Origin of the sequence: Pseudomonas sp. lyk4-TYG-107, assembly GCF_030209055.1 — a bacterium.
In the GTDB taxonomy this organism is placed as follows: domain Bacteria; phylum Pseudomonadota; class Gammaproteobacteria; order Pseudomonadales; family Pseudomonadaceae; genus Aquipseudomonas; species Aquipseudomonas putida_A.
The window spans coordinates 1-12538 of sequence record NZ_JARVST010000016.1; the positions used below are offsets into that span (position 1 = coordinate 1).

General features: G+C 57.7%; 7 protein-coding genes. 4 read left to right on the forward strand and 3 right to left on the reverse strand.

Going from position 1 to position 12538, the window contains the following annotated elements; translation table 11 throughout:
* Positions 1-589 precede the first annotated feature (589 nt).
* The 3 genes from QRN61_RS14095 to QRN61_RS14105 all read left to right on the forward strand — a co-directional run bounded on the left by QRN61_RS14095 (position 590) and on the right by QRN61_RS14105 (position 7181).
* Entirely contained in the window at positions 590-2539 is a 1950-nt protein-coding gene (locus QRN61_RS14095) for a hypothetical protein (protein WP_285374047.1), read from the forward strand.
* A gap of 157 nt (positions 2540-2696) precedes the next feature.
* Positions 2697-4649: a hypothetical protein gene (locus QRN61_RS14100; RefSeq protein WP_285374048.1), complete on the forward strand. Its 1953-nt coding sequence runs from the start codon at positions 2697-2699 to the stop codon at positions 4647-4649.
* A gap of 285 nt (positions 4650-4934) precedes the next feature.
* Positions 4935-7181, forward strand: a complete 2247-nt coding sequence (locus QRN61_RS14105) for an autotransporter outer membrane beta-barrel domain-containing protein (RefSeq protein ID WP_285374049.1) — start codon at positions 4935-4937, stop codon at positions 7179-7181.
* 114 nt (positions 7182-7295) lie between these two features.
* Here QRN61_RS14105 and QRN61_RS14110 read toward each other — a convergent pair whose 3' ends face one another.
* From QRN61_RS14110 to QRN61_RS14120, 3 genes are all read right to left on the reverse strand, one after another.
* Positions 7296-8789, reverse strand: coding sequence for a hypothetical protein (locus tag QRN61_RS14110; RefSeq protein ID WP_285374050.1), 1494 nt, complete (start codon positions 8787-8789; stop codon positions 7296-7298).
* 223 nt (positions 8790-9012) lie between these two features.
* Complete coding sequence (locus QRN61_RS14115) at positions 9013-9408, reverse strand: YbaN family protein (RefSeq protein ID WP_098967773.1); 396 nt, start codon at positions 9406-9408, stop codon at positions 9013-9015.
* Between the two features lie 10 nt (positions 9409-9418).
* Positions 9419-10006, reverse strand: a complete 588-nt coding sequence (locus QRN61_RS14120) for a UPF0149 family protein (protein ID WP_115987067.1) — start codon at positions 10004-10006, stop codon at positions 9419-9421.
* A 309-nt stretch (positions 10007-10315) separates the two neighbouring features.
* Here QRN61_RS14120 and recQ point away from each other — a divergent pair, with 309 nt between their 5' ends.
* Positions 10316-12445: a DNA helicase RecQ gene (gene recQ / locus QRN61_RS14125; protein WP_285374051.1), complete on the forward strand. Its 2130-nt coding sequence runs from the start codon at positions 10316-10318 to the stop codon at positions 12443-12445.
* The last annotated feature ends 93 nt before the right edge of the window (positions 12446-12538 follow it).

The window sequence follows — 12538 nt, forward strand, 5'->3', positions numbered from 1 at the left end:
CCTTGTCGGGCGCCAGCAACTGCGCGGCGGCAATATTGATCCCCCACACCCCCCCATCCAGGGCCGGCTGCGTACGGTCGGGTATTTCCAGTTGCCGCAGAGACTTTGGGGCCGGGAGGCGAGGGCGCTGAATAAGCATGCTGAAGACTCCAGAGTCGTGGGGGGCAAAGAAGACGCTGGAAGTTATTTAGGGGCAGGTGGCGAGCGTTGGCTACTGTCAGAAATTACAGGTAAGGACGTATTTGCGATGAACGGTCGGGGGGCGGGTTTTGCATGCCTGAAACTGCTTCCCAGTAGGCGCTACCGCAGAGAAGTCGACTCTGCGGTAACCCCCCTTCTGCTCAACAAAAATACAGCTTCACGCTGAGCTGACTGTTCAGTCGTTTCCATCGGCTTCCCGACAAACGGTAAGAAAACCTAGTATTTCTGACAGTAGTCAGCTTTTTCCGGCAGGCATCTAATTGGGTCACAAACGTTCCACGCCATCGTCAGTCAACGGCCCGTTTTATCTTCACGACTGCCCTGCGCGAGAACACTGTCCGCTCAATTGCCGTGGAGTTTCGCAATGGTGCCCCCAGAAGAGTCGTCGATGGATCCGCAACACGCACGCGGCGATGACGAACCAAGTCTTGTGGTTATTCCAGAACCGATTGTTCCGGATATCCTGAAAGACGAAGAGGGAAATGAGAGCCCGGACGGGCTATTACCTCGCGATGTATTGAATCGCGATTTGAAAATCACGATTCCGGCGTGGGATTTCTCGACAGATCCGCATTTCGTAAAAGACGTCGTGTGGGTGGGCTTCAGGCGACGGGGGCTTCCCTTTGATGACGACACGGCGGGGGTGTTCCCGTTCGATATTCCCATTGATCCGGGTGACAAGATTGTTTCGGTGCCTCAAAGGGACCTGGAAGCTGGCGTTTACGACCTGTCGTACAAGCTCGTGATTGGTGGCAACGACGCGGAATCGCTGAAAAAAACCATCACCGTCGATAGAGTGCCGCCGGATGACGGCCAGGAACCGGCGATGCTGGAGCTGCTGGATCTTGAGGGCGACATCACCGATGACTATTTGGACGAGCACGGTCAGGTTCGTTTCAAAGTACGCCTCTATCTGGACGTGAAGGCCCGTGACCGGGCGATTTATTACTGGACGGACACCGACACGCCACCGGGCTTCGAAACCGAAATCCGCGAGCAGGCGTTCAGTCAGTTTGATATCGATAACGATCAACTCATCATCACCGTCTACGCAGACGAAATTCGCCTGCGTGGTCATGGGCAGCGATACATCTATTATCGCTTGCGCGACTGGGCCGGAAACCGGGGACCGCGCTCGCGGTTGCTGCCTGTGTTCGTCGATCTGACCCCGGGGGCACCCATTCACAAGCCTCCGCGCATTCCCCTGTCGGACAGAGGCTTGATCGATCGTCAGCACGCCCGGGAGGGGGCGGTCAATCAAGGGGCGGTGACGGTCGAAATCGATGCCTATGACAATCCGTTGAGCGGCGATCAGGTACTGCTGGACTGGGATGGCACTGTTCTGCCGCCGCAGGATGTCGACCCGGCCAATTTTCCTTGCGTGATCCCTGTGCCGTGGAGTGCGCTCACAGCCAAGGGGCTGGGTCCGGCGACTGCTCGTGTCACTTACCGCGTGCGCACGGGGGGCGTCGATAGCAAACCATCAATGGAAACCCTGGTATCGGTGAACTTGACGGTGGCAGGCCAGGATCACGCCAATGCGCCGGCGTTGTTGAACCCCAAGCTTGCCTTGCTGGAGATCTACGGCGCCAACTCCAAGGTGCTGAACACATTGCTTACCGAAGATTTCGGCGAGGACGCCGACGGCTTCCTGACCTTGTTCGACGCACCTGAACGAGGACACACGATCGAAGTTTATTGGGGGAGCATCAGTACGCCCGTGGCGAGATACATCGTCCAGAGCGGTGACGGTGCCGGCAAGAGAGTGCCGTTCAATATTCCATGGGCGGTCATTGACCAGGACCGGCTGAACCCGGCGTTGCCGGTCCATTACACCACCAGCAATGGCATCAACCAGCAGTTGGCGCCATTCACGCCCGTCAAGGTGTCGATCATCATTATCGAAGGTCTCCAAGAGCCTTCGTTCCCTGACGCTGGCATCGAAGGGACGCTTGACTGCTGTGCGAAACCGCGTCTCTGGGAGCGGGTGCGCGTGAGGATTGAAGGCAACCCGGCGTTTGACGAGAAGGACATCGTGACGTTGTTCTGGCAGGGATGCGCGGGACCGAATGGCACCACGCCCATTCCCGGGGCCGCGCAACCGTTCTTCACCACTTTGAGTGCGGATCAGGCAAGAAACGGTTTTGAAGTGCATGTGACCGATTACGAAAGATTGATAGCGCCGATGCAAAACCGGGGTTCGGCGTTATGTCATTACACCTTGAAAAAGTTTACGGGTGGGCAGGGTGTTTCAAAAAAAGATTTCGTGATTATCAATAGAACCATGCCCAGTGGTGCAGTGTGTTCACCCACTAATGAAACCTGTACGGAACCGTAACGGGTATTTTATTAATTAAGGTGCATTAGCCGGTTTTAGTCGGGACAGTCACGAGTATTTATTCGTGGCTGACAGAGAGTGTTGTGCCCGCGTTTTGGGCGTTAGTTGATTGACAAAATCCCGGGCGGATAAAGCCCGTTTCTGAAGGAGCTGAAAAATGGCAAGTCCGAAACCATTGACGCCCGCTGAACAAAGTCGGGTCGATTATCTGAAAGTTCGCCGTGCTGTTACAAAAGCTGATGCACCCGTCATCAAAGTGCATCCAGATAACCCATTTCTAAGCGATACGTCGGATGATGAAGCCAATCAGATTCCGCTGAGCCAGCAGGGAAAGCCTTTCAAGTGTCTGGTTCCGAGACCTGCTGAGGCTGACGACCCGAAGATGATACCGGGCTTCATTCATCTGACGTTTGACGGAAGTCCGATAGTCTCTACTCGATACGATTATGTTACGCCGCTGAACCCCGATATTCTTGAAATCGACATGACGTTTCCTGTCGGATACACCGATAGGCCGGGGCCACATGAGTTGGGATACTTTATCGATCAAGGCGGTAATGAGAGCAACTCTGAACCGTTGGAGTGCAATGTTGATAGAACTCCTCCACACCCGTTTTTTCCGGTTATTCTTCCGCAGGAAGTGATAGATGAAGGTATTACCAAAAAATATCTGGACGACATTGGTCACGTAGCCATTAAGATTCCTGATTATGGAGATATGAGGATTGGCGATTTTATAGAGGTGTTATATGGGGACTCGATACCGTTGGCAGAGGTTGTCGATTCGATCACCAGGACTGATACCACCACTGAGATCGTGCTTGAACTTACCGCTGCACAAGTATTCACGACAGGTGAAGGGACTCACGCGATTTTTTTCAGAATCACCGACCGTAAGGGAAACCTAAGTGCCATTTCTCCATCAGTCCCCGTTACGGTCGTTCTGACAGACCCACCCGAGGGGCTGGTGCCCCTTGATATTCCGCTGTTAGACGGTGTCGGTGACGGTCTGGTAGATCTGGCGGATGCGCAAACGCCTTTGGGCGTGGGAATACTTGACGAATACACCCACTACTTGCCGGGAGATGAGTTGGTGGTGACCTACGACGGCATTCCGCAGATGGCGAAGCCCATCAACGGTTTCCCGGTTTACGTCGATATTTCATTCAAAGACGTGTTCAAAGACGACCCTGGTGAAAAAACTGTAGACGCCGAGTACCAAATCAAACGCGGCAGCACCTATTACCCGCCAACTCCGATTTCCAAAGAAGTTAAGGTTGATATGCGAAAGCCCGGTCTGCCGATTGATCCGAATAATCCAGACCCGACCAATCCAAATCTGGCGTTGGTGACGGTTCAGGGTGATTCCGGAGGCCCACCCAATACGTTGCGAGAAGCCGACCAAAATGAGGAAGTTACTGTCACGGTCATTACCTATACCGGCGCCAAGGAATATGACACCGTTCAACTTAAATATGCGGGCCAGCTTGTTTCTGAGGAGGATGGTGGCCTCGTTACGATTCCAGACGTTATCCCCACATCGCTTGAGTGGAAAGTGAAGTGGGACGTTATTGCGGCGGCAGGTAATGGTAATCCAAAGCACCCGATGGCTTACGTCATCGGTCATCCGCTGAACGACAACGTAGATATTTCAGAACCTCAGGAGGTGGATGTGGAGATTCAAGTGGACACTGTCCCTGATCCGGCATTTTTACACCTTGATCCTAACTATACTGACTGGCTGAACTGCAAATCCTTGCGCCTGGATCCCAACGAGGGTGTGGTGGTCGAGGTGCGGGTCCCGGGCGGGGAATTGGCACTGGCGAATCAAGAGCTGACATTCACCTATCAGGGTTATACCGACGACGGCGGTGCAAACACCAAACCCGGGACAGATAAGGAGGTGTTCTACACACCGACAGATCAGGAGGCCGCGTCCGGCTTCATTGTGAAGATCCCATACGCGCCCTTGCTCGCGACTCTGAATGCGTGGGGTGGCGTCAAATATAAGGCTGTCATTAACGGACGTGAGACGACCTCCAAACAGCATTTGGTCAAGGTGTACCTGGTCAATCCGGGTGATGGCGGAAGTTGCCCGTTGCCTACCTGATTCAATGCGTTTCAAAGGAAACACGGGAGGCCGCTACGCCTCCCGTGTCCTCGCTGAAACGGTTGCTGAAACAGGCGGATCATTCCTCGAGCGGGACAGGACTTTTCCGTCCGGATCTAGGACTTCTCCTACATTTTTGCTTGACCCGGATAGGTATTGTTCGCGCCTCTTACAGTCTTTTGGCGTTTCTTCTGAAAGATGTGAGGTGATGAACATTCAGGAAGCCACGTCATGAACAAAAACCATGTTTCGCTGCAAAAAAATGCTGCGGCAGGACTCTTTAAAATGCTGGTCGTGCTGCCAGCATTTTTTTTTACCGGCGGGCATTCTTTTGCCGCCGTTATTGTCGATAACGGCAATACGCTGAATATCGATGCAAGCACACCACAGAGCGATTATCTGGTACGCAACGCAAGTGTGCTGAACATCGCGGGGGCCACCACCCAGAGTCTGTCTGTCACGTCCGGATCAACGTTGAATATCAACGGCGCAACGGTCAATGCCGACAGTGGGCTGGTGGGTATTCGCATAACCGGCAGCACGGGTGATCTCACTCGCGCCATCGTGACCAGCGACTTTATGGGGCTGGCGGTCAATCGGTCTATCGGCTCGACCCTGGGCTCCACGGTCACTACAACCAACAGTCAATTCAAGGGTGGGGAAATCGGTGCTCAGGTCACCGGCTTGAGCACGCTCACGCTCATCAACAGTCAGGTGACGGGCACAGGGGCTGACAGTACCGGCCTGAACATATTGGGGGGTGATGTACGCGCCTCCGCAAACACGGTTATCAGCGGCGACAAGACCGGGGTGACTATGGGCAGGGATCCCTCGGGCCTGGGCAACAATTCACTGCGGCTCGACAACGCCAGTGTGGAAGGCCGCACCGGTGATGCGATTCTTGTGGACAAGGGCATCAATGCCACCCTTGAGGTGTTGAACCAGTCTTCCCTGACGGGGGGCAACGGCAACGTGCTGACGGTGCAGGGCGCTTCCACCGCGGGCATGTCTGTCAGCGACAGCACGCTGCAAGGCAACGTCAACGTCACCGGCAACAGTACCGCCAATCTCACCTTCGATCAGGGCAACATGAAGGGCGATGTGCTGGTCGAAAACGGGTCGACTGCCAACGTCACCCTGCAGAACAACTCGCAACTGACCGGCCGTCTCGACAAGGTCAACGGCGTGACCGTCAACAGCGGTTCGAGCTGGACCCTGACAGGCGCTGACACTGTAGAAACACTCGCCATGAATGGCGGGACGGTGCGCTTTGGTGCGCACGATGTGCCAGATACGTTCTACCAGTTGAACGTCGGCACGCTGGCCGGCTCGCCGGATGGTTCCAGTACGTTCGAAATGAAGGGCAATTTCGCCACCGGTCAGCACGACTTCCTCAATGTCACGGGCGTTGCCAGCGGGCAATTCGGATTACTGGTGGCCGCTTCCGGTCTGGACGCGCTGAGCCCGCAGCAGTTGACCCTGGTGCACACCGCCGCCGGCGACGCGCAATTTGCCCTGAGAGGCGGGCAGGTCGATCTGGGTACCTGGTCGTATGACCTCGCTCGGCGAGAAGTGGGGGAGGGCGGTACGGAATGGTTTCTCGACCCGACCACCAAGACCATCAGCCCCGGGGCGAAATCGGTGCTGGCGCTGTTCAACGCTCCGGTGACGCTGTTGTATGCCGAGGCGGCAACTTTGCGCAGCCGCATGGGCGAGTTGCGTTTCAATGGGGGTGACACCGGCCTGTGGATGCGCACCTATGGCAACAAGTACAACATCAACGCCGCTTCCGGCGTGGGTTATCAGCAGACCCAGCAAGGGCTTTCTCTGGGGGCGGATACGCACCTGGGCGACAGTCTGTGGGTGGCCGGGATCATGGGCGGCTACAGCCATACCAACCTGGACGTCGCACAGGGGACTTCGGGTACTGTCGACAGCTACTATCTGGGCCCTTACGTGACCTGGATGAACAAGCAGAGCGGTTACTACTTTGATGCGCTGCTCAAGTTCAACCGCTTTCAGAACGATACGAAAGTCGGCATGAGCGATGGCACGCGGGCCAAGGGCAGTTATGACAACTCCGGCATAAGCGCCTCGGCGGAGTTCGGGCGTCAGATCACCCTGGGCAACGGCTACTACATCGAGCCGTACGGCAAACTGTCGACTGCGCTGATTCGCGGGCGCAGCTTCGACCTGGACAATGGCATGGAGGCCGACGGCGATCGCAGCCGCTCGGTGCTGGGTGAAGCGGGAACCACTGTGGGCCGCAATTTCAACATGGGCAATGGCATGGTCGCCCAGCCTTATGTGCGCGTTGCGGTGCAGCACGAGTTCATCAATAACAACCGCGTGACGGTCAACGCTGATAATCAGTTCAACAACGACTTGTCTGGCACCCGTGGTGTGCTGGGCGCAGGCGTTGCAGTGGCACTGACCAAGGACCTGCAGGTGTATGCCGGTTATGACTACAGCCATGGCAAGTACATCGAGAAGCCGTATGACTTGAATGTCGGAGCGCGCTGGACCTGGTAAGCAGCCTCATGATGTGAATACCTGAAAACGCCTCGCACCTGCGGGGCGTTTTTTTGTGCTGGCCTGCCGGGCAACCCGCTGTCCGGGCCGGCGGGTTGACCTGACACCTGCGACTCAGGTGAATCGCAACACGTTGATTTCCTGATGCCCGGACTCATGCGTGCCCCGCCAGTGCGGCCCGTCACGGGAAACGCGGTAGAACAGATTCAGTGCACCGTTCTCCAGCACCCGCAGATGTTTTCCCGGCACGTACAAGGTCACGAGATGATTTTCCACGTCCTGCGGGCTGACGATGTGCCGAGCCTCATACAAGTAGGGAATGCCATTGGCCTTGGTGCCCAGCCAGGCCATGTTGACGATATCGTCCGTGGTCATGCCCGGGTACTGAATGTTCACGGTGGCCGATGTGATATCGGCGCTCACCGTATTGCCCGCGGCTTCGCTTAAGACCGGCGCGGGGATCCGGCCTTCCACCCTGGCGAGTTCGTGCCTGGAGGGGAGCCCAGAGCCATCGTCCTTTTTGTAGCGCACATACGATACGTCTGCGGTTCCCATGGCAATCGCCCGGACCTGCGCATTCGGAATCTGAAACATGAGGATGCTGGGAAAGCTTTCCACCCTCTGGGATTGTCGGTTGGGCAACGGAGCACCGGTGGGTGGTGTGCCTACCCAAGTCATGGTGACGGTGTCACCCACCTCGAAATCGCTGGTGGAGGCGCGAACATGCACGTTGACATCGCGATTGTTCAATTTGTCGAGATCAATGATGCCGTTGACTGACTCCTGGATAATCGGCTCATCCAGCTGCCGGATTCCGGACATGACTTTGACTGGGGTCCTCAGCGACCACTTCTCGGAGTGGTTGAATACCTCGTCATGGATCCCGTAATGCACCACCTGCGCGTTGCCGTCGCCACCGGCCACAATATCGTCCTTGTGTGCGGTGATCTCGATAGGTGCCGTGCCGGCTGCCTCATCGGCGCTGACGGTATGAGGTGGCAAGAACGCATTGCCCCATTGCACCTGGATAACGTCGCGCACGGCGATGTTCGGGTAGGGAGGAATAACCATCGGCACACCCTTGGCTGCCCAAACCGCATCCACACCGTTAACGATGACGTCACGCGGCAGCTGCACGATGTGCAATTTTGCATGTCCGGGCAAATGGGGCTTATCGTCTTTGCCGCCTGGCAGATCCAGCTTCACCAGTATTCGCAAGGGCGTGGCGGGCTCGTCGGGGCTGGTGCTGCCTGCGCGGGTCAGTACGTAGTAGACCTCGTCGACCCAGCCGGGAAGGATGTTCGTCACAGGCAGGAAGAAAAACACCGGTTGGTTGCTGCCGTCTTCGTCGTCCTGCAGAACCCGGGTAAAGATCTTGTGGTCCTTGCCCCAATAGATATCGAGCGTGTCACCTTTGCGCATAGGTTCGGCGTAGGCATCGACGGAGCAGAACAAACCGTCGGGAAATTGGTAGTAGGTTTTGCAGTTTATACCGCCGTCCCCATTGACGATCGGCTCTATCATGGCCGAAATCCGCAAGGGACGCAGTTTCAGCCCCGGAATCTCAGTCTGCAAGCGTGGAAACAGGAAGGAGTGAAAGTGCGTCATGACGAAAAACCTCAGCGAAGGACAGGTGGCTCTGCGAGGAAGGCGTTGATTGATTGGGCCTGATATGGCGAGTGCTGCCAACTGTCAGAAATAACAGGTAGGAGGTTTTGTCCGACGAGCGGTCAGTGGCAGGGCACTTGGATAACTGGCTCGAAACACACGAAACAGACGGCCTGAGGCGCTGTCTCGGGGATAAATGCAGATGTAGCGGGGGCGGCGGTATTCAGGATTTATCCAAAGTCTTTTGCCGAAGGATGTACACCGTCACCAACACCGCACTGGTCAACATGAACCCCCGCGCCCACGGCAGTGGCACCAGGTAGCACGAGAACAGAATGCTCGCCCACATCAGCCCGATCGCGTAGACCTTGCCCTTGAGTGGTATGCCGTTGCCGTCGAGATAGTCACGAATCCATGGCCCGAGCTTTGGGTGTTCGACCAGCCATTGATAGAAACGCGGAGAGCTGCGGGCGAAACAGGCGGCCGCCAGCAAAAGGAAAGGGGTTGTGGGCAGAACCGGCAGGAAAATCCCGATCACCCCCAATGCCACGCTGAGCCAGCCGACGGCCAGCAGGAAGTAGCGCAACATCAGGGAGCGGTTGCCTATGGGGTTGTCCATAGGCCGGATCTTAGTGGTGACGTGGCTTGAGGATCGCCGGTTTTTCGTCTGGCGCCTGGCACAGCAGGTACAGCGCGGTCAGGGCTTCCGGGATCTGCACGATCATGTCGTCCATCAGGTTGGCGTCCTTGGCGATGTCTTCGAACTCTGGCTGCTCGTCGAACAAGCCCGAACCGACCATGATCGGCAGGAGCATTTCGCTGACTTCTTCTTCAGCGGTTTCGAACCAGGCCGCTTCACGCAGGAATACGCCTTCCATGAAGCCGATGCACCAGCCGCGCAGTTCGGAGTCGTCCGGCTCGTCGCCCAGGTCCAGTTCGCACGGCAACTCGAATTCTTCGTCGGACGCCAGTTGACGGGCGATGTGTGCCTTGAGACCAATCAGCGTGGCTTCGATTTCTTCACGCTGGGCTTCGCTGCTGTAATGCGGCTCTTCGGCGAACAGGGCGTCGATCCACTCACGCTCCGGTACGTCTTCTGCACAGATTGACAGGGCGGTCAGGTAACCGTGGGCGGCCACGTAATCCAGCGCCTCTTCGTGCAGCTCGTCGGCGTCGAGAAAGACTTGCAGGCGGGTTAGTTGCTCAGCGAAGGACATTACGGGGCTACCTTGGGGGAATAAACAATGCGGGAATTCTAGGCCTTCTTGAGCGCTCAAGCCAGCCGCACGGCAGATTTGCCGCAATTACAGGCAACACGAATATCCCACAGGGTTTTCGTGTTGGCGGCTAGCGGAGTCTTATCAGCGGCACCCTGTGCCGGGGAACGCTCGGGTATACTGCCGCGTTTTGCGCTCCCTGCTCGTATTGCGGTGGTCTGGCAATGCGCTCTTACGTTTTGTTTAAGCAGCTGTGGCTGTCCTGAACCAGCCTGTGCAGGGATGTTTCGGTAGATTTTTGGAGTTTTTATGCTCGAACAGGCTCAACGCGTCCTCAAGGACATCTTCGGCTACGACAGTTTCCGTGGCCGTCAGGGTGCAATCATTGAGCGCGTGGCCAGCGGCGGTGATGCGCTGGTGCTGATGCCTACCGGTGGCGGCAAGTCCCTGTGCTTCCAGGTGCCGGCGCTGCTGCGCGACGGCTTGGCGGTGGTGGTGTCGCCGTTGATCGCCCTGATGGACGATCAGGTCGCCACCCTCGAAGAGCTGGGCGTGGCCGCCGCTGCGCTGAATTCCACGTTGAGCGCCGAACAGCAGCGCGATCTGGCGGCGCGGATCAAACGCGGTGAAGTGAAGATGCTCTATCTGGCGCCCGAGCGTCTGGTGCAGCCGCGCATGCTGTCGTTCCTGCAAGGCTTGAACATCGCCCTGTTCGCCATCGACGAAGCGCACTGCGTGTCGCAATGGGGCCATGATTTCCGCCCGGAATACCTGCAACTGGGCCAGTTGGCGGAAATGTTCCCCGACGTACCGCGCATCGCCCTGACGGCGACCGCCGACAAGCGTACCCGCGAAGAAATCGTCACCCGCCTGCACTTGCAGAACGCCGAGCGTTTCCTGTCGAGCTTCGACCGGCCGAACATCTTCTACCGCATCGTGCCCAAGGAACAGCCGCGCAAGCAGTTGCTCGCGTTCCTTGCCGAGCGGCGCAGCGATGCCGGCATCGTCTACTGCCTGTCGCGCAAGAAGGTCGAGGAAGTCGCCGCGTTCCTCAGCGAGCAGGGCTTCCCGGCGCTGCCGTATCACGCCGGTTTGCCCAACGATTTGCGCGCCTATCACCAGAAGCGCTTCCTCAACGAGGAAGGCCTGATCATGGTCGCCACCGTGGCGTTCGGTATGGGCATCGACAAGCCCAACGTGCGTTTCGTCGCGCACCTCGATCTGCCGAAATCCCTGGAAGCCTATTACCAGGAAACCGGGCGCGGCGGCCGTGATGGCCTGCCGGCGGATGCGTGGATGGCCTACGGTCTGCAAGACGTGGTGATGCTCAAGCAGATGCTGCAGAACTCCGAAGGCGATGAGCGCCACAAGCGTCTGGAGCAGCACAAACTCGATGCGATGCTCTCGCTCTGCGAAGAAACCCGCTGCCGCCGGCAGACGCTGTTGGCGTATTTCGACGAAGACATGCCCGAGCCGTGCGGCCACTGCGACAACTGCGTCGACGGCGTGCAGACCTGGGACGCCACCGAGCCGGCGCGCCAGGCACTGTCGGCGATCTATCGCACTGGCCAGCGCTATGGCGTCGGCCATCTGGTGGACGTGTTGCTGGGCAAGGACAACGAAAAGGTCCGCAGCTTTGGCCATCAGCACCTGTCGGTGTACGGCGTCGGCAAGGCGCTGAGCGAGAGCGAATGGCGCTCGTTGTTCCGGCAACTGGTGGCGCGTGGTCTGGCCGACGTCGATCATGAAGGCTACGGTGGCCTGCGCCTGAGCGATACCTGCCGGCCATTGCTCAAGGGCGAAGTGAGCCTGGAGCTGCGCCGCGACCTCAAGCCGCAAGTCACCGCCAAGACCGCCAGCAAGAGTCCGGCCAGTCAGCTGGTGCGTGGCGAAGAGCGCGAACAGTGGGAAGCCTTGCGTGCACTGCGGCGCAAACTCGCCGAAGAGCATGGCGTGCCACCGTACGTCATCTTCCCCGATTCGACCCTGCTGGAAATGCTCCGCAGCCAGCCGACCTCGCTGGCCGACATGGCGCGGGTCAGCGGTGTTGGTGCGCGCAAGCTGGAACGTTACGGCGAAGCCTTCCTCGAAGTGCTTGGCGGCGAGGCCGAGGCGCCGAAAGTGGTGGCCGATGTGCGTCACGAACTGATCACCCTGGCCCGCGCCGGCATGACCCCGATGCAGATCGCCGGGCAGTTGCAATGCTCGGAAAAGAACGTCTACACCATGCTCGCCGAGGCCATTGGCAAGCAACAGTTGTCGCTGGAGCAGGCGCTCGACTTGCCTGAAGAACTGATGGGCGAAGTGCAGGACGCGTTCCTCGACGGCGAGGGCGAGTTGCCATCGGTCGCCGAAGTGGCCGAGCTGTTCGCCGGTCGGGTTCCGGAAGGCGTTCTTTACTGCGTAAGGGCTGCGCTGCAATCGGAATTCGAAATGTAAGAGGGCGATTGCGCCAACCGTCAGGCAGTTGTAACGATTCAGTACAGGTCGGCTCTTGCCTATAGCCAAATGTCATGCTTAGCTGACTAATAA

Excerpts from the sequence above, each read along its gene's own strand:
- QRN61_RS14120 (WP_115987067.1), bottom strand. The coding sequence starts at position 10,006 with ATGTCCTTCGCTGAGCAACTAACCCGCCTGCAAGTCTTTCTCGACGCC.
- QRN61_RS14115 (WP_098967773.1), bottom strand. The coding sequence starts at position 9,408 with ATGGACAACCCCATAGGCAACCGCTCCCTGATGTTGCGCTACTTCCTG.
- QRN61_RS14095 (WP_285374047.1), top strand. The coding sequence starts at position 590 with ATGGATCCGCAACACGCACGCGGCGATGACGAACCAAGTCTTGTGGTT.
- QRN61_RS14110 (WP_285374050.1), bottom strand. The coding sequence starts at position 8,789 with ATGACGCACTTTCACTCCTTCCTGTTTCCACGCTTGCAGACTGAGATT.
- QRN61_RS14105 (WP_285374049.1), top strand. The coding sequence starts at position 4,935 with ATGCTGGTCGTGCTGCCAGCATTTTTTTTTACCGGCGGGCATTCTTTT.
- recQ (WP_285374051.1), top strand. The coding sequence starts at position 10,316 with ATGCTCGAACAGGCTCAACGCGTCCTCAAGGACATCTTCGGCTACGAC.
- QRN61_RS14100 (WP_285374048.1), top strand. The coding sequence starts at position 2,697 with ATGGCAAGTCCGAAACCATTGACGCCCGCTGAACAAAGTCGGGTCGAT.